Consider the following 21,057-nt stretch of genomic DNA (forward strand, 5'->3'; position numbering starts at 1 on the left):
ACCAGAGGGCCGCAGGCGGTGGTTACCGGCTGTGGCGGAGCAAGTCCGGAGGATCTGTGAATTTCAAGAAGGGCAGCGCGATCATCGGCGTTCTCGCCGCGGCGAGCGTTCTGACACTGAGCGCGTGCGGCAGCGACGACAACACCACCACCACGGCCGACGGCGGCGCCGCGGCCGCCAAGGTCAACGTCGACTGCGGCGGTAAGAAGGCACTGAAGGCGAGCGGTTCGTCCGCGCAGAAGAACGCGATGGACCGGTTCGTCACCGCGTACCAGACGAACTGCCCGGACAACAACCTCGACTACACCTCGAGTGGCTCCGGCGCCGGTCTGAACGATTTCTTCGGCAGCCAGACCGATTTCGGCGGTTCGGACTCCCCGCTGAGCAAGGACAAGGGCGAATACGACAAGGCACAGGCCCGCTGCGGTGCGCCTGCCTGGAACCTGCCGACCGTCTACGGGCCCATCGCCATCACCTTCAATGTGCCGGGCGTCGACAAGCTGGCGCTGGACGGACCCACCGCGGCCAAGATCTTCAACGGCAAGATCACCAAGTGGAACGATCCGGCCATCGCCGCCGAGAACGCGGGCGTCACCCTGCCCGATCTGCCGATCAATGTCGTGTTCCGCAGCGACGAGTCCGGCACCAGTGACAACTTCCAGCACTACCTCGATGCCGCTTCCAAGGGCGAGTGGGGCAAGGGTGCCGGTAAGGCGTTCGCCGGTGGTGTCGGTGAGGGCGCCAAGGGCAACGAGGGCACCTCCGCCGCCATCGCCCGCACTCCCGGTTCGGTGACCTACAACGAGTGGTCGTTCGCCAAGGCGCAGAACCTGCACATCGCGAGCATCATCACCGATGCCGCCGGTGGTAAGCCGGTCGATCTGAGCGTCGACTCGGCGCAGAAGGCCGTGGCCGGCGTCAAGGTCAAGGGTGAGGGCAACGACCTGGTGCTCGACACCAGCTCCTTCTACAACCCGACCGATCCGGGCGCGTACCCGATCATGCTGGCCACCTACGAGGTCGTGTGCTCGAAGTACTCCGACGCCGCCACCGCCACCTCGGTCAAGGCATTCCTGACCTCGGCCACCGAGAACGGCCAGACCGGCCTGGACACCGCGGGCTACATCCCGATCCCCGACTCGTTCAAGACCAAGCTCACCACCGCGATCAACGCCATCTCCTGATCCCGGCTCACCTCGTTTCGCCCCGCGGTCCGGTGCCCTGCGCCCGGCCCGCGGGGCGTATTCGTTTCACCTGACGAGGGTGAAGCCCGGTACCGCCCCTGCTCCTAGCGTCGGCAGCATCCGACCGATCCGCCGATGAGGAGCTGGCTATGAACGATCCACACGACGCGCTCACCGACGCGCTGCGCAGCATCGGCGTACCGGATCGAGTAGGCACCCCACTGGGCACATTCGACTTCTTCGACGGTGTGCCGAAACCCGATTCGGTCACCACGCTCTACGCCGGACTGGACTTCCTGCGCGGTATCGAGGCATTCCTCGGCGCCGTTCCGGGAGCGTCGCTCGTCGCCATGCGCCGCGGCCTGCGCAGTGTCGGAATCGACCGGCTCACCACGATGGCGATCACCGAGCCCCGGGCGAATTCCGGCAGCTACTTCCTCACACCCAACACCGAAACCACCTACGGCACACTGTTCTTCGATTTGCGTGACGGCCCGGTCGTGATCGAACCGCCGACAGAATCGCTGTGCGTGGTCGACGACTTCTGGTTCCGCTACGTCGCCGATATGGGCATTGCGGGCCCCGATCACGGACAGGGTGGCAGATACCTGTTCCTGCCACCCGGCTACAGCGGCGTGGTACCCGACGGGTATTTCACCTACCGCCCGCCCACCTTCACCAACTGGGCGGTGTTCCGCGCACTGGGCGGGGTCGACGCCATCAAGCAGACCCGGGTGTACCGGCTCGCCGACGCCGGGGCCCCACCCGAGATGATGTTCGTCAACGTCGCCGACCGCGTCTTCAACACCGTGCACGCCAACGATTTCTCCTTCTACGAGGAAGTCGACGAACTCGTCCAGGAGGAACCGCCGGAAGCACTCGATCCCGAACGGGCCGGGCAGCTCGCCGCCATCGGCATCCGCCACGGCCATTCGTTCCGGCCGGACGACCGGCTGCGCGGAATACTCGACACCGCCGCCCGCACCGCCGCCGGGATCAGCCGGGCGCTGGTGTACTTCCCCCGCGACCCCGAGGCCTTCCTCTTCGACGGAACTTCCTGGAAACAGGCATTCGTCGGGGGCAGTTACGAATTCCTCCGCGACGGCGCCCGCCTGCTCGACGCGCGCACCCAGTTCCACTACTTCGCCACCGTCATCACCCCCGCGATGGCGCACGCCCAGCCCGGCGCGGGTTCGGCCTACATCTACACCGCCGAGGACGCCGACGGCCGGATCCTCGACGGCGCCGAGCACTATCGGCTCACGCTGCCCCCGAATCCGCCCGCGAAGAACTTCTGGTCGGTCGACCTCTACGACACCCAGACCCGCTCCCTGTTGCAGACCGACAACCCCTATCCCAGCCTGATGAGCCTCACCGGCACGGTGCGCTCCGCGCCCGACGGTTCCACCGAACTCCGGTTCGGCCCCACCCCACCGAACGACGGTGAGAGCAATTGGATCCGGACGGTGCCGGGTAAGAGCTGGTTTCCCATGCTGCGCCTGTACGGCCCACTGCAGCCGTGGTTCGACAAGACGTGGCGACCCAGCGAAGTCCAGCGCTTGGATGCCGATCACCGATGATCCGGACCGGTCGCACCGCACGGACCGGAGGTGGCCGGCCGACCAGGGCGGACCCGGAATTCGGCAAACATCCGGGGCAGATTCGGTCACGCTTCGGGCTCATCGGGCGCCGCGAAGATCTGCCGCGAGGTCGGCTACGAACCTGCTGTTGCCCGGATGGCTCACCGAGTCGTGTCCACACCTGTACCCCTCGGTGGGCAACCCGGGACCATTACCCGCACCGGCGGCGGCTGGTCAGGAGGCAGCGCAGGGGCCGCCCTCGAAACCCATCATCCGACTCATGTCGGTACGCGCCGTCGGTACTCCGTCGGCGACGTTCACGAAGAGGGGTGAGCCGTCGTGACGGCTACGGAACACAACACATTCGATAAACGACCCAGCACCAAGCAGACCGTCGCCGCGGGCACCTCGCTCGCGGCCGCCGCATTGCTGGTCGTCGCCGGAATCGTTTCGATCTTCCAGGGCATCTCGGCCATCGCCAAGGACGACATCTACGTCTCCGGACCGAATTACACCTACCAGTGGAACACCAGCGGCTGGGGATGGGTCCACCTCATCCTGGGCATTCTGGTGGTGGCCGCGGCCGCCGGGTTGTTCACCGGCGCGGCGTGGGGGCGAGTACTGGCGATCACACTGCTGAGCCTGTCCATTCTCGCCAATTTCCTGTGGCTGCCCTACTACCCGTGGTGGTCGATCCTGATCATCGCCCTCGACATCGTGGTGATCTGGGCGATCGCCACCTGGGACCCGAAACGCATCTGACAGTCGCGCATCGATCGGACCGGGTGCGATCGCCCCGGTCCGATCAATGGGTGAGCACCACCTTGATCACGACGACCGCCGTGGCGACCGCCGTGAGCAGCAACGCCACCAGCAGCGTCGATCGGCTGGGCCGGGCCCCCTTCAGCCGTTCGATCACGAACACGATCCCGCCGATCCGCACCAGGATCGCCACCTCGGCGGCGATCTGGGCCGTGCGCGGTTCGAGCCAGCCGACTGCGGCGACGGCCAGGATCAGCGCCGGCAGTACCGCCGAGCTCAGAATCGGTACCGAATCACGCAGTTCGGCCCAGCGCTGAGCCGTATTCAGCGCCTTGCTCTCCCGCACGGCCTGCCCCACGCCCTCGGCGAAGACGTGCGCGACGAAGGTCGACAGCGAGGTTCCCAGCACGACGAAGATGCCGACGTGTTCTTCGGTCGTGGTCACCGGGATGAGCGCGGCCAGGACGAGGATGTTGCCGTAGACGTAGGCACTGATCCGGCGTGCGGCGTTGTCACGATCCAACGGTGTCCGGCGGGAGAACAGCGGGCCGTGGAGCAATGCCTGGCGGCTGCTGTCCATGACTCTCCCGGTTCTGTTCGTCGGGTCCGCCGGGCGGCGGCTACCGTTGTGCGAGCGGCTTTCCGGTGGGCAGTTCCGCCGCGGCGAACAGGCCGAGGGCACCGGCCAGGGCGAGGGTGAGCATGGCGAACGCGTAGCCGTGACTGCTCAGACCGGCGACCAGGATGGTACCGGCGATGGCGGTGCCGAGCGATGATCCGAGATTCGACACGCACCGCGACAATCCGGAGATCTCCCCCTGCTGGTCCGCACCGAACGCCGACTGCACGACGTTCACCGACGGTGTCAGCATCGAGCCCAGCCCGAGGCCGATCAGCAACAGTCCCGGTGCGAACGCCCACGGATTCAGCGTGCTGCCGGCGAGCACGATCAGCACCACCGTACCGACCAGGACCACACCGAATCCCGACATGATCAAGGTGCGCTGGTCGAAGCGCCGCGCCAGCCGGGCCGCCGACAGCGACGATACGAGCAGGCCCGCGGTGGCGGCGGTGAAGATCACGCCGGTGCCGATCGGGTCGTACCCCCGGACCACCTGGAGATAGGCCGACACCACGAACGAGGTGCCCATCAGGATCAGCCACTGCAGCAGCTGGGTCACCAGGCCGATATTCGACACCTTGTCGCGGAACAGACTCATCGAGACCAGCGGATCACCGCCCGCCCGTTCGGTGTCACGCACGTGCAGGAAGAATCCGGCCAGTACCAGTACGGCGAGCACGATCAGCACCGCGCTCCAGCGTAAATCGTTGTCGGCGGCCAGAATTCCGAGCACCAGCAGCACCAGACCGGCCGCCGACAACCCGGTGCCGAGCAGGTCCAGCTTGCGCGACGGGTCCGCTGGAATCGGATCGCGCACCCGCCGGGTGGAGATCAGAATGGCCGCCACCACCAGTGCCTGGAAGGCGAAGGCCGCCCGCCAGCCGAGCCCCGAGGCGATCAGTCCACCGAGCAGTGGCCCGGCGGCGGCGCCGATTCCGCCCATCGCCATCACCACACCGAATGCCTTCGCGCGCGAGGCGGTGTCGGTGAACAGCAGAGTCGTCAGGATGTAGACCGGCGGGATCAGCAGCGCCGTGCCCACCCCCTCCAGGACGGAGTTACCCAACGCCAGCACACCAAGGCCCGGTGCCAGAGCGCTCAGCACCGCACCGACTCCGTAGACCGACAAGCCCACGGTGAAACAGCGTTTGCGGCCGTAGCGATCGGTGAGCTTACCGCCCGGAATCATCAATGCCGCCATGATCAGCAGGAACAGGGTGATCACCGTTTGCACCCCGCCCACGTCGGCATTCAGGTCGTCGCTGATGTCGGTGATCATCACCGCCATGTTGGTTCCCGCGAAACTGCAGATGAACTGAGCGAGCGCCAACGGAACCAGCACGCCGCGCGGGCGTTCCGGGGCCGCCGGCTCACTCATCACATCACCCGGCCCCGTTGTCGAGGCGGTCGAGTTCGTCGTCGAGCGCCATGGCCGCCGCCACCAGCGCCAGATGGGTGAACGCCTGCGGAAAATTGCCCAATTGCTCACCCGAGGGCCCGATCTCCTCGGCGAACAGCCCGACATGGTTGGCGTAGGTGAGCATCTTGTCGAACGCGTAGCGTGCCTGATGCACGCGTCCGGACCGTGCCAGGGCCTCCACGTACAGGAAGCTGCACAGGTTGAATGTGCCTTCGGCACCGCGTAATCCGTCCGGTGACGCGGCGGGGTCGTAGCGGTAGACGAGGCTGTCGCTGACCAGTTCCCGGTCCATCGCGTCCAGTGTGCTCAGCCAGTCGGGGTCGCGCGCAGACACGAATCCCATCCGCGGCATGAGCAACAGGGAGGCGTCGAGTACCTCGGTGCGGAAATGTTGCACGAAAGCGCGGCGTTCGGTACTCCAGCCGCGGGCGAGGATCTGCTCGAACACCGCGTCTCGGGCACGCGTCCAGCCGTCGAGATCGGCGGGCCGCGCGAATGCGGTCGCCATCCGGATACCACGGTCGAAGGCCACCCAGGTCATCAACCGGCTGTAGGTGAAATCCTGTCTGCCACCGCGAGTTTCCCAGACGCCCTCGTCCGGTCGGTCCCAGTGTCCGGCCAGCCAGTCCAGCAGCCCGGTGAAGACCCGCCATCCGGCGATGCCGCCGATATCGGAGGTCTGTGCCAGCGCATCGGCCGCCTCGCCGTAGATGTCGAGCTGGATCTGGTCGGCGGCCGCGTTGCCGACGCGCACGGGCGCCGACCCGCGATAGCCCTCCCAATGCTCGAGCACCTGTTCGTCCAGTTTCGGATCGCCGTCGATGCGGTACATGATCTGCAGCGGCTCACCGGATGCGGTACCGCCCGCCTCGAGCCGCGCGCGCAGCCAGCGCCGGAAGGCGTACGCCTCGGCGGTGAATCCCAGATCGATGAGGGCCCGGACCGACAGCGAGCCGTCCCGGATCCAGGTGTAGCGATAGTCCCAGTTCCGTTCTCCGCCGATCTGTTCCGGCAATCCCATGGTCGCCGCCGCGATCGGCGCACCGGTCGGTGCGTAGGTGAGCAGCTTCAGGGTGATCGCGGAGCGGTGCACCATGTCACGCCACCGGCCGCGATAGGTCGAGTGCCGCAACCACGTCTGCCACCAGGTGCGGCATCGCGTGAATTCGGCGCCGATGCCGGCCCGGTGCGGCTTCGCCGGAAAGTCCCCGCCCGCGGCGGTGGCGGTCAGCATGATCACCGCCGTCTCCCCTTCGCCGAGGGTGAAGCGGCCGCGCGCGTCACCGTCGTCGACATCGAGCACGACCGGATCGGACACCTGCAGGTGCAGCGTCACATCCGGGCCCTCGAACATGACCCATTCACGGTCGTGCGCGACGGCCCGATGCGCGGCGCGGCCGTAGTCGAAACGCGGCCGGCACACCACCGAGAACGGCAGACTGCCGCGCACCACCCGCACGATGCGGATCAAGCGGTGCTCATCGGCCGGGGTGTCACCCTCGATCGGCGGCATGAAGTCCGCGACCTCGCCGACCCCGGCCGGGGCCATGAACCGGGTCACCAGCACCGCCGTATCCGACAGGTACAACTGCCGGATGGCGACATCGCCTTCCGGCAAATCTGCCGCGACCCGACAGTGCCCACCGCGCTCATGATCGAGCAACGCACCGAAGACGCTCGGTGAATCGAAGCGCGGTGTACACCACCAGTCCACCGTCCCTGCCGCCGACACCAGTGCCGCGGTCTGCAGATCACCGACTATTCCGTGGTCGGCGATCGGGGGATACGGGTCCATCGGCGCTCCTCCGGGCAGAGTCGGCTCCAGGCGACCGTCCGGCCGCGGAGCCGGTCCGCCGAAGCACATCTCGCCTCTCATTGTGCGCCCAAGAAACGCGCCGGAGGAATACTCTTGCAATGTTCCAGCAAACTTCATGCGACGCGGTCGGGACCGTTTCCCGGATCGACGGCGATACCGCGGCGGCAGGTGAATCCGCAGGACCGGCTGCACCGAACAAGTAAGGACCAGGGCCGTCTCGCCGGTCGTGCTCGCGTCGTCGCCGGTCGGCTCGGACCTGGATATCGGTGTTGTCCATTGTCAACAGGCTTACGGCGGCCGAGAAATGAGGTGCCCGGTGAACGCTGCTGCCGATATCGACGAGATGGGTCCGATCGACTATCTCGTCATCGAATTCCCCGCGGACCGGCAACCGGACGGATCGGCACTGCCGATGCTCCGGGACCTGGTGGACCGCGACATCATCCGCGTGCTGGACCTGGCCTTCGTCCGGAAGGAGGCCGACGGCTCCCTGACCGGGATGGACATCAGCGACGTCGGTCTGGCCGGTGAACTGGATGTGACCCTGTTCGCCGAGGCCGCGACCGGACTGCTCGACGAGGGCGATATGCGCGAGGCCGGCGGCGCGCTGCAGCCCGGCCACTCCGCCGCGGTCCTGCTCTACGAGAACACCTGGGCGGCGCCGCTGGCGGTCGCGTTGCGGCGCAGCGGCGCCGAACTCGTCGCCTCGGGCCGTATCCCGGTGCAGGCCATCATCTCGACGCTGGACTCCCTCGACGCCGAGAACTGAGCCGAAACCGCGTGCGAAGCGCGGAAAGGAGAACGCAATGCCCGGATTGCTACGGGGGGTGGCTCGTACGGCGGCGATCGCCGGAACGGCCACCGCCGTCTCCAACCGCGTCTCGCGCCGGCAGGGCAGGCGCTGGGCCGCGCAGGAGCGGACACCATACGAGCAACAGGCACCGCCACCCCCTCCTCCGCCCCCGCCTCCCGCACCGGGCGCCGGCGGAGCGGACCGGATCGCGGCCCTGAAACAGCTGGGCGAGTTGAAGGCCCAGGGTGTCCTCACCGAGGACGAGTTCGCAACGGAGAAGGCGCGCATCCTCGCGTCATGACGGCCGGTCGCGCCATCGGAGGTAGCCGAACCCGATGAGAAACCATGTCCACCGACAACGGTGACACCCGCCCGCGGGCGCCCGATGACGCGCTGTCCGGCGACGACCGCGCGGAACTCCAACGGCTGCGAGCCTATGTGGCGGCCGAGTCGGATCGTTCGCAGCGGCGTGGTCACGCGCTGCGGTGGACCGGTGCCGCGCTGCTGCTCGTGCTCACCGGAGTGCTGATCCTCGGATCGGTCACGGCGCGCTTCGCTCGCTCCCAGATCTTCGATACCGACCGCTACGTCACGACCGTCGCACCGCTGGCGACCGATCCGGCGATACAGAACGAACTGGCGGACAAACTCACCGATGCCGTCGTCACCCGAATCGACATCAAGGACCTCACCGCCGACGCGGTCGCCGCGCTCACCGACAACGTCGGGCAGCTGTCGGATCGCCCACGGGTCACCGCCGCCCTGAACAGCCTGCCCCCGCTGGTGGCCACGCAGGCCCAGGACTACATCCACCGGGTCGCGACGGATCTGGTGACCAGCAGCGAATTCGCCGAAGCGTGGGACGCCGCCAACCGGCGTGCCCACGAGGCCCTGGTGCGGGTGATCGACGGGAAGACCAGGCCAGGTGTCGAGATCAGCGACGACGGCACCGTCAGCATCTCGCTGCAGCCGATGCTGGCGACGCTGCGGGACCGGCTCGACGCGCGCGGATTCACCGCCGCCGACCGGATTCCCGATCTGGACGCGCATTTCGTGCTCTTCCACGCGACCGAACTGCCGAAGTATCAGAAGTGGCTGCGCGCGCTGAACCGCACCGCGAACGTGCTGCCGTGGATCGCCCTGGCCACCGCGGCGGGAGCCGTCTGGCTCGCCCCCGGCGGGCGGCGTCTGCGGGCGCTCGCCCTGGTCGGTGTCGCCGGGGCGGTCGCGATGGTGGTCCTGGCCGTCGGCCTGTTGATCGGGCGCGGCGTCTATCTCGATTCCGTTCCGGCCGACACGTTGTCGGCACCGGCCGCCGCGGCGCTGTTCGACACGGTGATCCATCCGCTGCGGTCGTCACTGCGCGCGGTCGCGGTGGTGGGTCTGGTCGTGGCCGCGGCCGGATATCTTGCCGGACCATCGCATTCGGCGCGCTCGGTGCGTTCGGGATGCGGCAGGCTGCTGGCTTTCGCGCGCAGGCGCCGCACGGGCACACCCGGTGCCGTCGAGGTGTTCGTCGCGCGATACCGGATCCCGTTGCGTCTGGCGATACTCGCCGGCGCGGTGCTCACCCTCGTGCTGTGGTCCTATGCCACCGGTCTGGTGGTCATCGGGATCGTGCTGGTCACCGGGGTGCTGCTGCTGGCGATCGAGGTGATCGCGCGGCCGGCGGTGGCCGCCGAAACCGCTTCGCCCACAACCGATCCACCGGCCGCCGAGCATCCGGCGGCCAATGGTTGACATCGTCCACACATCCGGGATCGACCACATCGCCGGATCCGTTCGAAGACAGGAGTAGCAGCATGAAACGCGTGCAGGTGGTAGCGGTACTCGCGATCGGTGCGGCGGCGCTGGTTCCGATCGCGGGATGTTCCTCCGACAACAATGGCGGCCCGGTCACGGTTCCGACCACCACCACGCAGGGCGGCGAGCACACCGAGCTGCGCAGCAGCGTCGCCACCACCGCGTCGTCGATCGTCGGCTCGGCTCTCGACTCCGCGGAGCAAGCGGTCCAGAACGCGATCAACAGCGTGCTGGCGGCGGCGCCGATCACCTTCGAACAGGGCAGTTCCGATCTCAGCCCGGTCGATGTCGCCACGATCAAGGCGGTGGCCATACCGCTGCACGGTAACGACACCAAGATCAAGGTCGAAACCTACGCCGTCGGGACGGACGCCAAGGCGGCCGACTCGCTCGCCGAGGCCCGGGGCGCCACCATTGTCACGGCACTGGAGAACGAGGGTGTCGACAAGGCGCGGGTCACCGTCGAGTCCGAAGGCAATCCGACCGAGAGCAATGTGCAGGTCGATCAGGCCACGATTTCGGTCGAGACCGGGTAGCCGGGCCGGTCACCCGTCAGGGACCGATGAACAGCCGCTCGTTGGGCAATCGGGTTTCGGGCAGCATGTCCTCGAGGGTGTGCTCGATGATCTCGATCGCGCACCAGCGCTTGCGCTGCCAATCGAGGATGACATTGTGGATCGCGGTCGCGGCCGCCCGGTAGTCGAAGGCCACGCCGTTCAACCAGATCCGTACGTGCACATCGGCGCGGGCCGGGTACCCGGCGTCCGCGGCCGTCGCCCGCAGGGGGCAGCTGAAGCTGTGCTGTCGATACATCCGCGACCTCGCGATTAACTCTGTCTGAGCGGTCGCGTACAGCTTGCTCGATGCCGGGACGAACGGCGACCGTGAAACTACGTACTTCACCTACGTGGGCGACGGGGTGTGATGACGTGGGTCACATATCGACCGGGTGCGGGTGGCCGTGCCGACGCGGGTGCGGAACGAGCATGGGAACCTGCCGGCGGTAGTTGCGGTACCGACTGCCGAAGACACCGATGAGATCGTGTTCCTCGAACCGAATGGCGACGAGGATGTAGCCGGTGGTGACGGCGGCGAACAGCAGCCGCCCGGCGGTCATCGTGGGCGCCGCCCAGAAGGCGATCACGAAGCCGAGGTAGAGCGGATGCCGGACCGTCCGATACAGGCCGGGAGTCCGGAAATCCGGTGTGGCGGGAGACTTTCCGGACAGGTTGCGCAGTACCTGGCGCACGCCGAAGAGATCGAAATGATCGATGGCGAAGGTCGCCAGCAGCACCAGGGCCCAGCCCGCCAGCGAGATCACGTACAGCACGACCCGGGCCGAGGTGGGTGACACATGCCAGATCTCGGCCGGCAGCGGGCGCCACAGCCAGATGATCAGCGCCAGCGCCGCCGTGGCGGCCAGTACGTAGGTCGAGCGTTCGATCGGCTCCGGGACGATGCGGAGCCACCAGCGTTTGAACGCGGGCCGGGCCATCACCGAATGCTGCACCGCGAATATCGACAGCAGGATCAGGTCCGCCACGATCGCCACCGCCGTCGACGCCCCCGGCCCCTCGTTGATGTCGCGCGGCACGACCAGGCCCTCCACCCAGCCGATCGTGTAGACGAACACCACGGCGAACAGGGCATAGACGACCAGTCCGTACGCCGCCATCAGCACGGCGGACGCATCGGGGCGGGTGGTCGAGGTGCCGGGCCGGTGTGCGGACATGGGAAGCCTCGTTTCGGGTGGGATCGGTCAGGCGCCCTCGACGACCGGATAGATCCGGTCGGGGACGAGGCCGTGCGCCTCGCGATGCACGGTGATGGCGCTTTCGGCATCCGGCGCATCGACCAGGCAGAACGCCGTGTGGCTGGTTTCGTCGACCCAGTAGCGCTGGTATTTCACGCCGTAGTCGCCCTGGATCGCCAGATCGGCGGCATGGGCGGCGGCCACGTCCTGGGCGGTCGTGCCTTCGGGCAGGTGTTCGTGTACGTCGATGAACAGGGCCATCAGAATTCCTCGATCGAGTGGGCGGGGTGACCTTCGGCCGGTGACACCGGCACGGATCGGTGCCGGGCGGGGTCGAATGCTTCGAACGCGGCATTGGCGACCACGAACACGCCGCGCTGCGGCAACCAGAAATCCCCGAGCCGCTGCTGCCGCGGCAGCGGTGCGGGTGTCCCGAGATCGGTGCCGTCCAGGCGAGCGCGACTGTCACCGACCAGCCACATCAGGCGAGGTCCGGCAGCGAAGTGCTGTCCGTTCGGCACGATTCCGCTCATCCGCACCTGCCCGGCCCCCAGTACCGGCCCGACCACCCGGCCCACGATCGCCTGCAGGCGATCGCTGCGCCAGACCGCGCGCGGGACGTGGCGTCCCAGCAGGTTGAACAGGCGGGTGAAACCGGTGGACACGAGTTCCATCCGCCACTCGAGCACATCCGGGATACGCACCCGCAGCGCATACGGGCCCTCCCAGTCGATGCCGATCGGCACGCGCACCGCCGACTTCGCCGCCGTGGCGAAGTATCGCGAGCAACTCCGCCGCGGCGGCGAGGTGGCGTAGAAGGTCCACTGCCCCTGCGGATTCCGATGCCACACCGAGCAATAGCCCGCACCGATCGTGGTCGAGGGAAAATGGCGCAGCGCCAGCAGGTGACCGCTGTCGAACGGCTGGCCCATGATTCCGTACCCGGCGAACCGTTCCTCGGTTCCCGGCCACAGCACCGGCCGGTCGATCACCGTCTGTGTCGCGTCTCGCGGAGTGTCGGCCATGACAACGATCGTCGTTCAGGTGGCGGTCCGGGTCATGAGGCATCCGCCCCACATTCCCGGATCAGTTCGACAGCGGTGTGACCATGCCGTGGTGGGCCGCGAACAAACTGGCGCCGACCCGGTTGGTGACGCCGATCTTGGCGTAGATGTGCTCGACGTGATTGCGGACCGTCTTCTCCGATACGCGGAGCTCGTTCGCGATCTCGCGATTGCTCCGGCCGTAGGCGACGTTGATCAGCACCTCGGCTTCGCGCGGTGTCAATCCGGACGGATGCGCGAGTCGCCGCGACCGCCGATGCCCGGCGGCCTCGAGCACCGCCTCGACCGCGGCCGGTTCGAGGCGCCCGGACGCGGCGTCGCCCCGGAGCCGGCGAGCGGCCTGATCGGGATCCAGCGCAGCCCGGTACGGTCGCGGCTCGAGCGAACCGTGATAGCGCGCGGCCGCCGCGAGCAGCCGATCGTGCACGGTGAGAACGCCTCCGGTCAGGCCGTTCGGATAGCCGGATCCGTCGAGATGTTCGTGATGGCGCTCGCAGATCGCGCGCACCTGCTCCAGACCTCCGACCCGGCTCAGGATCCGGCCGGTCAGATAGGGGTGCATCCGTACCCGCTCCCATTCGGGCGCGGTGAGCGCGCCGGGCTTCTCCCAGATGAGATTGGAGACGCCGATCCGGCCGAGGTCGTGGACATATCCGGCCCGGCGCAGCAGATCCGCGTCCGCGCCACCGAGTCCGACACATCCGGTGGCGGCGTATGCCAGGTCGGCCACTCCACGCGAATGACCAAGAGTGAAAGGACATTTCAGATCGACGAAATCGCCGAGCGCCCGCAGCAGCAGGTCCAGTTCGCCGTCGCCGAGCACCCGATCCGGTTCGTTCAGCGCCGCCACCGCGGCCGACCAGGAGTCACCGGCCGCGGCGAGCAGTTCCGGCGCCGAGCCCACGAAGGCGGCCACCACGTCCGGATCGAGCTGACCACCGCTTCGCCCGGAGGCCACCGCGACGGCCGCGTCCACACCACCGGCGCGATGGTGGACCTCGACGACGTCGGCGAGCTGAACCACCCGCATCACCACGGGGATCCCCACACCGGACACCCCGTTCGGCAGCCCGCCCCCGTCCCAGCGTTCGAAGGTGAAAGACAGTGCCGAACAGACCTTTTCCCCCAGACCGAACCGTTCGGCGAGCATCGCGGCGGACGCGCAGTGCGAGCGTGCCAGGCGGGCGAGATTGCCCCGGGTGTCGACGAACAACGCGGCCCCGATCCGGGCCCGCTTGGCCAGCGGCATACCGCGTCCCACATTGCCGAGCAGGAAGCGCAGATACGGCAGACCCGACCAGTCGAGCTGATAGCTGTCGTGACGCACCGCGATGTCGTCACCGAACCAGCGCGAGTATTCGTGCGAATCGGCGAAACATCCGATCCAGATCAGCAGCGAGACATAGAAGACCGCCGCCCGCTCCCGGTCGTCGAGTCGCAGCCGCTCGGCCAGCCTGGTCGAGATGACCGCGGAGCGCACCATGTGCTCCATCGGCTGGCCCAGCCCCAGATCGATCGCGAGCGACAGCGCCCCGAGCACCTCCCTGCGCGATACCACGGCCGCCACGAGCATCTCCTGTCGCCGCTCCTATCCGTAGATTACGCCGCGCGACGCCGGAGTTGACGCCTTCGACCAGGGAAGATGCTCGGATCCGGCGTTCGGGCCCGCTACGGCACCCGCAGTATCGACCGCGGTGTGATCAGCGGCAGGTCGGTGTAGGTCGCGATACCCGGTGCGGCGGCCACCACGGCCGGGATGGCGTGGATCGGTGGCATGGCGGTCATGATGTGGCCGAGCACCATGAAGTCGGCGATGGTCTCGGCGCCGAAGTCCGGCGGCGGGAGGAATCCGACGGTCATGTTCACCGTCGGGCGGCCGTCGATGGTGATCTTCCAGCCGTCGCCGTCGAGTTTCCAGTCCGGTTCGAGGCTCTGCCCCTTGCGCCAGCGCACATTCACATCGATGACGGTCGCGCCGCCGACGCGTCCCTGCCAGCTCACATACACACCAGCCACGCAGTCCTTGGGAATGGTCCACGACCCGAGGTCGAGATCCGTTGTGGTCCGGGCATATTCGGCCTCGCACACGATGTCGTCGAGTTCGGTTCCCAGCGCCCCCGCCAGCAGCCGCACCGCCTCGGCGAAGATCGCGGTGCCCTTCGCCGCCATACCGGGCAACGCCGGATCATCGATGGGCATCCCGAATCCGACCGGACGTTCGGTGTCGGGCGAATCGTAGAAGGTGGTGTCCGCCGATTCGGCGATGCTCACCTTGTCGATGCGGTCGCAGGCACCGGCCGCCACGATCGCGAGCAACTGCGCGAAACCGGGGCTGACCCCCGAGCCGAAGAGCGTCGAATTCCCGCGCAGACATGCCTGCTCGATCCGGTCACGCCCCTCATCCAGATTGTGACCGGTGATGAACGAGGCGGTGGTGACCACATTGGCGCCCGACTCCAGAATGCGCACCAGCTCGTCGACGTCGATCCACATGGGGTTGTAGACCACACAGTCGGGTTTGAGCGCCAGCAGAGCCGCCGCATCCGAACTCGCCGTCACGCCCGCGGCCGGGCCGCCGCACAGTTCGCCGACATCACGGCCGGCCTTGTCCGGAGACCAGGCGAAACAGCCGGCCAGGTCCAGGGCCGGATGGGCCAGCAGCGCCCGCGCCGAACTCTTGCCGACATTGCCGGTCGTCCACTGCACGACCCGATAACCGACGGATGACATGGAAACCTCATTCTCAAACGGTCGATATGAGCTTTCCATACTGGATACACCCAAGGCGCCCCGCACGGGCAGGTTCGAGCAGATTTTCCTACGGCATCCCGCCGTCGGACCGCAGCGTGGCCCCGGAGGTGAAACTCGACGCGTCGGAGGCGAGAAACAGTGCGGCACCGACGATTTCCTCCGGGCGGCCCGGACGCCGCAGCGCATGCGCGGCGAACGGATTGTCCTGTGGCGCGATCTCGTCCAGCTTCCAGCCGGCGGTGGCATCGGTGAGATGCGGGCCCGCCATCAGGGTGTTCACCCGCACGGCCGGCCCGAAGGCCAGCGCGAGCCCTTCGGTCATGGCATTGAGACCGGCCTTGGCCGCCGCGTACGGAACGATCGAGGGCCGCGGCCGGATCGACCCCGATGAACTCACATTGATGATCGAACCGCGTCCGGCCGCGACCATCCGCTCCCCCACCAGCACCGACAATCGGAACGGCCCCTTGAGATTCAGGTTCAGCACCGCGTCGAACAGCTTCTCCCCCACCGAGCCGAGCGAATCGTAGACCGGCTGCATCCCGGCATTGTTGATCAGCACATCGACTTTCCCGAAGCGGTCGTAGGCCGCATCGACCAGGCCGTCGAGCTGATCCCACCGGCCGACGTGCACCGCGTACGGGAGCACCGCCCGGCCGGTGACCCGCTCGATCTCCGCGGCGGTCGCCGCACAGCTGTCGTAGTTCCGGCTCGCCACAACCAGATCGGCGCCGCACCGCGCGGCCGCGAACGCCATCTCCCGGCCCAGCCCCCGGCTGCCGCCGGTGATCACGACGACCCGATCGGTCAGATCGAAGAGTTCATCGGCATAGGCCATGGGGATACCACCTCGACAATTCACGCCGCACGAGCGCCGCCGGTCCGGACGGCACTGGAGATTCACAATCTCACAGTCAAGAATATGATTCTTGACTGAGAGATTGCCAGATCTCGGGCGGGTCCACAATGGCCGCGCCCGTCACTCGGACAGGATCTCGACGTATCCGTCCTGTCCGTGCACCCGGATCCGCTGACCGTCACGAATCAGCCGGGTGGCGTCCTCCACACCCACCACGGCCGGCAGACCGTACTCGCGCGCGATCACCGCACCGTGGGTCATCAGGCCGCCGACCTCGGTCACCAGACCCGTGATCGCGACGAACAGTGGTGTCCAGCTCGGATCGGTGTACGCGGTGACCAGGATGTCGCCCGGCTCGAGGTCCGCGCGCGCCAGATCGGTGACGACGCGGGCCCGGCCTTCGACAGCACCCGCGGACACACCCATTCCCGCCAGCGCACCGGCCGGAATGTCCTCGCGCCGATAACTTCCCACGAACGTCTCACCGTCGGAGGTGAGCACGCGCGGTGCCGTGAGCGCAGCATACGAACGGAATTCCTCGCGGCGCTCCTCGATGAGTCCCCGGGGCACCCGGCGGGTGTTCACGACCTCGCGCAGTTCCGCGAGTGTGAGGTAGAAGATGTCGTGCGCCCGGCTCAGCACGCCGTCGGTCACCAGCCCCTCGGCCTCGGCCAGCAGGGCCCGCTTGTAGGACAGGTAGCGGGTGATCATGGCGTACTTCGGATACTCCCGATAGCCGGCGAAGGTGCGCACGCGGTCGATCATGCGCGCGGTCTCCGCGGCCTTGTCTTCGCCGTCCGGCAATAGCCGCAGCCGCTCCAGCAGCTCACGTCGCTTCGCCAGCGCCTGCTGCCGGCCCTCCTCGAAACGGCGCGCGGCGGCACCCGGTTCGAAGTTCTTGATGTTGCCCAGAATCACGGGCACGAGTGTGGTGGGACTTTCGCTCCACCGCGGCCTCGTGATGTCGATTTCGCCGGCGCAGCGCATGCCGTAGCTGTCGAGATAGGCCTCGATCGCCGCGCGTGCCGGCGCACCGCCCGTGCGCGTCGCCAGCTCGTCCAGGAAGCGCGCGTCGTCGAACCCCTCGTCGTCGACCCGCTGCAGGAAGGCCACCGCATCCGGATACGGCCGGATCGCGTCGGCGACATCCAGCAACGCCAGCCCCATCTCCGAGGTGACATTGTGCGGAACCGACTGGGTCAGCACATCGGCCGCGTTCTTCTCCCCCAGCCAGGCCTCGAGCTGATCGTTGAGCCACCAGGCCGCATCCATCCCCGCCGTGATCACCTGCAGGCTGAGCGGATTGAACTGCACCCGGTGCAGCTCACGAATATCGGCCGCGATGAAATCGAGCAGTGCCGCGCCGGACCGTTGCCCGATTTCGCGCTTCAGGTGCGCGACGGAAGCCTCGTTCTGTGCGATCAGCCCGGCGACGATGGCCGGGTCGGTCGCGATCGGCGGGGCGTCCTTGTCGCCGACCCACCCACTCGCCGTCGTACCTTCCTGCACGTCCGGAAGGTCGAGACCGGCACTCTCGACGGCGCCGCGCAGCGCATACCCGGTCAGCGGATCGGATTTGACGAAGCCCGCCACGGTGGCGGCCCGGCTCTGGGGCTCGGCCAGTCTCCGGGTGGCATCGGCGAACAATCGCCCGCCCGCGTCGCGCATGTGTCCCGGGCTGATCGTTTTCCAGAACGACAGGCCCAGCGGTTTCATGGCGTCGGTCATCATCTGCTGATGCCCGACGGAGATGAAGATGTGATGGCCGTCGTCCTCGGGTTCCGGGAGCGGAAACAACGTCGTGATCGGGCGGCTCTGCACGATCGTGAAATCGCCGTCGGCCCAGCACCATTCGATGTCCTGCGGACTACCGAAATGGGCTTCGACCGTGCGGCCGAGCCCCACCAGCCGCACCACCTCGGCATCGGTCAGCACCGGTTCGCGCCGCCGGTTCTCCTCGATGTCGACGATCTGCGTGCCGCCTTCGGGCGCGGCCACGATCGCACGCTCCTTGGTGGCGATCACCCGCTCGACCACCGCACCGTCGCGCACCTTGTACACATCGGCGTTCACCAGCCCGGACACCAGCGCTTCACCGAGCCCGAACCCGGCGTCCACGGAGGCGACCTTCCGATTGGAGGTGACGGGATCGGCGGTGAACACGATCCCCGCGGCCTGCGGGAACACCATCCGCTGCACGACCACCGCCATCCCGACCTTCCGGTGGTCGAAACCGTTGCGCAGCCGATACACGACGGCTCGCTCGGTGAACAACGACGCCCAGCACCTGCCGATGTGCCGAAGGATCTCCCCCGGACCCACGATGTTCAGGTAGGAATCCTGCTGACCGGCGAAAGACGCGGTCGGCAGGTCTTCGGCCGTGGCACTCGACCGGACCGCACAGGGCTCGGTGCGCCCCAGTGCCGCGAGCGCATCGGTGATCTCCGCCGCCAGATCGCCGGGAATCGCGTACTCCTCGATCGCCCGGCGAATGTCCGCACTCCGCTCCCGGATCGACTCGCGATCCTCCGGTTCGAGCCCCGCCAGCCCTGCCAGAGACCGCTCGAGCCCCGGAATCTCGGCCATCACCCGCCCGAACGCCTCCGTCGTCACGCAGAATCCGTCCGGTACCGAGACACCCTCGATTCGCGCCAGCTCCCCCAGGTTCGCTCCCTTGCCGCCGACGACCGCGACCTGCGCCCGATCGATCTTCTCGAACCCCAGCACACAACCCACTGCGCCGCTCCTCACCTGTTGGTTTCCGGTGTCGCGGGCGATTATGGACCAGAATCCGGAGCCTCATGAGGAGCACGGATCGTGTATAAACTGAAAGGGGGATGGGGAAGGGAATGTCATCGCTGTCGCGGACCGGATATCCGGCCGCTCGGCACACATCTCGGCGCTACGATCACCGCCGCTGCAGCATGTGCACAGCCGTCGTGCGGGCGGCGGCGCGATCGGTCTTCCCGCCCGGTCCGAGTTCGAGCCGGTCCACCACGACCACATACTCGGGCAGGTACTCCTTGCCGACTCCGCGCGATTCGAGCCGGCTCGACAATCCGGCCCTGTCCAGCGACTCCCCCTCGGCGAGAACGACCACGGCGCAGACTCTTTCACCGTAGATCTCGTCGGGGATCCCGACGACGGCGACATCCGACACCGGTTCGACGCCCCGCACCAGCTCCTCGATTTCCACCACCGAGATGTTCTTGCCACCGCGGATGATGAAATCCGAGGTGCGCCCCACCACCCGCACCCGGTTCGCGTCGTCGATCTCGACGATGTCTCCGAGCAGCATCCACCCGTCCGGGGTGTACAGCTCGGCGTTCGCGGCGGGATCGTCCCAGTAGCCCTCCGAGAGCAGCGGTCCGCGCACGGCCGGCTGCCCACGGCGGAGGGCACCGGCCACATCGTCGCCGGTGTCATCGAGTACCCGGACGTTCATCGATGTGAGTGCGTGGCCACAGGTGCCTAGCCTCGTCTCCGCGTCGTCGTAGATCGTCGTCCGGCTCACCGCACCGCTCTCATTGGAGCCGTAGAACTGCAGAACCTTTGCGCCCGTGTGCTCTTCGAACGCGCGGGCATCGCGATACGGAACGGCTTCACCGCCGGTGTAGAGCACACGCAGGCTGGACAGATCGTGATCCGGTAACGTCGGCGAACGCAGCAGCATCTTGAACTGCGTACTGACACAGCACAAGACGGTGACCCGCTCCCGCTCGATCAGCCGCACGGTCTCCTCGACATCGAACCGCGGCGTGACCACGACGGGAATGCCGAGCAGGGCGGGCAGGAAATGCGCGGACCACAATCCGAATCCGAACGGCGCGGGGACCACCGAACACAGGACATCGTCCGGACCGATTCGGGCGCCCACGATCGCCTCGCGGGCGAAGGCGGCCCATCGTCGTTCGCTGTGCGCGACCACCTTCGGCAGCCCGGTGGTGCCCGAGGTCGAATTGAGGATCGAGATATCCGAGGGCGTGAAAGACTCACCCTCCCAGTGGGTTTCACCGGCCGCCCCCTCATCGAGGCGATGCCGGACGACCTCACCGGTCTGCTCGTCCACCACCACAACGGCGTCCGGGAACACGCCTTCGGCACCGAGCGCCTCGACCAACTCCGGCCACGGCCGATCCCCGATCATGGCCACGGTGACCAGCGTCGCCGCCTCGGTACGGCCGATGATGTGGGCGATCTCGCGCACCCCCGACCGGATTCCGATGGCCACGGCGATGCGACCGGCTCGATAGCAACCACACAGCGCGGCATGGACGGCCTCGGTGTCCGGCAGCAGCAGCGCCACCCGCGCCCGCGGCCCACCGGGGGCATCGCATATGTGTGCACGGAACACGTCGGCCAGCCGATCGTATTCGTCCCAGGTCGTCACGCGGGCCGAACTGACGAAGGCGGGGCGCCGGGGAATTCGTTGCGCCCGGTGACGCACGATCTCGCCGATGGACAGGTCCTCGTAGCGTTCGGGGTCGGTCGCGTAACTCGCCGGAGTCGGCGAGCCCTTGTCCAGATTGCCGGTCATGCCATCCTCACCTCGATCGCGTATCGCCCGTCGATGGTAGAACCACGCCTCGATCTCAGCCGACCATCGCGCTGTCCTCGCACGGCCTGCGGACCGGCCGAAGACCTTGCTCG

General features: G+C 67.5%; 19 protein-coding genes. 7 read left to right on the forward strand and 12 right to left on the reverse strand.

Annotated elements, in window-relative coordinates; all coding sequences use genetic code 11:
- The first annotated feature begins 56 nt into the window (after positions 1-56).
- The 3 genes from pstS (at position 57) to AB0L57_RS14605 (ending at position 3,526) form a co-directional block, all read left to right on the forward strand.
- Complete coding sequence (gene pstS, locus AB0L57_RS14595; RefSeq protein WP_364961490.1) at positions 57-1,184, forward strand: phosphate ABC transporter substrate-binding protein PstS; 1,128 nt, start codon at positions 57-59, stop codon at positions 1,182-1,184.
- Positions 1,185-1,333: 149 nt separating this feature from the next.
- The gene (locus AB0L57_RS14600) at positions 1,334-2,764 is read left to right on the forward strand and encodes a DUF1254 domain-containing protein (protein WP_364961492.1); all 1,431 of its coding nucleotides are present in this window, start codon (positions 1,334-1,336) and stop codon (positions 2,762-2,764) included.
- 339 nt (positions 2,765-3,103) lie between these two features.
- On the forward strand, positions 3,104-3,526 hold the full coding sequence (locus AB0L57_RS14605) for a hypothetical protein (protein WP_364961494.1): 423 nt from the start codon (positions 3,104-3,106) through the stop codon (positions 3,524-3,526).
- A gap of 43 nt (positions 3,527-3,569) precedes the next feature.
- Here the strand turns inward: AB0L57_RS14605 and AB0L57_RS14610 are convergent, their stop codons facing one another.
- The 3 genes from AB0L57_RS14610 to AB0L57_RS14620 are packed head-to-tail and all read right to left on the reverse strand — an operon-like array spanning position 3,570 to position 7,363.
- Positions 3,570-4,106: a hypothetical protein gene (locus tag AB0L57_RS14610; RefSeq protein WP_364961496.1), complete on the reverse strand. Its 537-nt coding sequence runs from the start codon at positions 4,104-4,106 to the stop codon at positions 3,570-3,572.
- Positions 4,107-4,146: 40 nt separating this feature from the next.
- A complete protein-coding gene (locus AB0L57_RS14615) occupies positions 4,147-5,526 on the reverse strand; it encodes an MFS transporter (RefSeq protein ID WP_364961498.1) in 1,380 nt (459 codons plus the stop codon).
- A 4-nt stretch (positions 5,527-5,530) separates the two neighbouring features.
- Positions 5,531-7,363, reverse strand: a complete 1,833-nt coding sequence (locus AB0L57_RS14620; RefSeq protein ID WP_364961500.1) for a glycoside hydrolase family 15 protein — start codon at positions 7,361-7,363, stop codon at positions 5,531-5,533.
- Between the two features lie 325 nt (positions 7,364-7,688).
- Here AB0L57_RS14620 and AB0L57_RS14625 point away from each other — a divergent pair, with 325 nt between their 5' ends.
- The 4 genes from AB0L57_RS14625 to AB0L57_RS14640 all read left to right on the forward strand — a co-directional run bounded on the left by AB0L57_RS14625 (position 7,689) and on the right by AB0L57_RS14640 (position 10,516).
- A complete protein-coding gene (locus tag AB0L57_RS14625; protein ID WP_364961502.1) occupies positions 7,689-8,153 on the forward strand; it encodes a DUF6325 family protein in 465 nt (154 codons plus the stop codon).
- A 37-nt stretch (positions 8,154-8,190) separates the two neighbouring features.
- The gene (locus tag AB0L57_RS14630) at positions 8,191-8,478 is read left to right on the forward strand and encodes an SHOCT domain-containing protein (RefSeq protein ID WP_364961504.1); all 288 of its coding nucleotides are present in this window, start codon (positions 8,191-8,193) and stop codon (positions 8,476-8,478) included.
- Positions 8,479-8,522: 44 nt separating this feature from the next.
- Positions 8,523-9,917 carry a hypothetical protein gene (locus AB0L57_RS14635; RefSeq protein WP_364961506.1) on the forward strand — a complete coding sequence of 465 codons (1,395 nt, stop codon included), beginning with the start codon at positions 8,523-8,525 and terminating at the stop codon, positions 9,915-9,917.
- Between the two features lie 62 nt (positions 9,918-9,979).
- Entirely contained in the window at positions 9,980-10,516 is a 537-nt protein-coding gene (locus tag AB0L57_RS14640; protein WP_364961508.1) for an OmpA family protein, read from the forward strand.
- Positions 10,517-10,532: 16 nt separating this feature from the next.
- Here the strand turns inward: AB0L57_RS14640 and AB0L57_RS14645 are convergent, their stop codons facing one another.
- The 9 genes from AB0L57_RS14645 to AB0L57_RS14685 form a co-directional block, all read right to left on the reverse strand.
- Positions 10,533-10,793: a hypothetical protein gene (locus AB0L57_RS14645; protein WP_364961510.1), complete on the reverse strand. Its 261-nt coding sequence runs from the start codon at positions 10,791-10,793 to the stop codon at positions 10,533-10,535.
- A 121-nt stretch (positions 10,794-10,914) separates the two neighbouring features.
- On the reverse strand, positions 10,915-11,712 hold the full coding sequence (mddA, locus tag AB0L57_RS14650; protein WP_364961512.1) for a methanethiol S-methyltransferase: 798 nt from the start codon (positions 11,710-11,712) through the stop codon (positions 10,915-10,917).
- A 27-nt stretch (positions 11,713-11,739) separates the two neighbouring features.
- Positions 11,740-11,994, reverse strand: a complete 255-nt coding sequence (locus tag AB0L57_RS14655) for a nickel-binding protein (protein ID WP_364961514.1) — start codon at positions 11,992-11,994, stop codon at positions 11,740-11,742.
- On the reverse strand, positions 11,994-12,758 hold the full coding sequence (locus AB0L57_RS14660) for a hypothetical protein (RefSeq protein ID WP_364961515.1): 765 nt from the start codon (positions 12,756-12,758) through the stop codon (positions 11,994-11,996). The genes AB0L57_RS14655 and AB0L57_RS14660 overlap by 1 nt, the downstream gene beginning before the upstream one ends.
- Before the next feature lie 61 nt (positions 12,759-12,819).
- On the reverse strand, positions 12,820-14,370 hold the full coding sequence (locus AB0L57_RS14665) for an HD domain-containing phosphohydrolase (protein WP_364961517.1): 1,551 nt from the start codon (positions 14,368-14,370) through the stop codon (positions 12,820-12,822).
- 95 nt (positions 14,371-14,465) lie between these two features.
- Complete coding sequence (locus AB0L57_RS14670) at positions 14,466-15,527, reverse strand: dihydrodipicolinate reductase (protein WP_364961519.1); 1,062 nt, start codon at positions 15,525-15,527, stop codon at positions 14,466-14,468.
- Between the two features lie 88 nt (positions 15,528-15,615).
- Positions 15,616-16,386 (reverse strand): SDR family oxidoreductase, encoded by a 771-nt coding sequence (locus AB0L57_RS14675; protein ID WP_364961521.1) that lies wholly within the window; start codon positions 16,384-16,386, stop codon positions 15,616-15,618.
- Between the two features lie 141 nt (positions 16,387-16,527).
- Positions 16,528-19,143: a rifamycin-inactivating phosphotransferase gene (rph, locus tag AB0L57_RS14680; RefSeq protein WP_364961523.1), complete on the reverse strand. Its 2,616-nt coding sequence runs from the start codon at positions 19,141-19,143 to the stop codon at positions 16,528-16,530.
- Between the two features lie 172 nt (positions 19,144-19,315).
- Positions 19,316-20,944, reverse strand: a complete 1,629-nt coding sequence (locus AB0L57_RS14685) for a class I adenylate-forming enzyme family protein (RefSeq protein WP_364961525.1) — start codon at positions 20,942-20,944, stop codon at positions 19,316-19,318.
- Positions 20,945-21,057: the final 113 nt, after the last annotated feature.

It is taken from the genome of Nocardia sp. NPDC052254, assembly GCF_040679495.1.
Taxonomy (GTDB): Bacteria; Actinomycetota; Actinomycetes; order Mycobacteriales; family Mycobacteriaceae; genus Nocardia.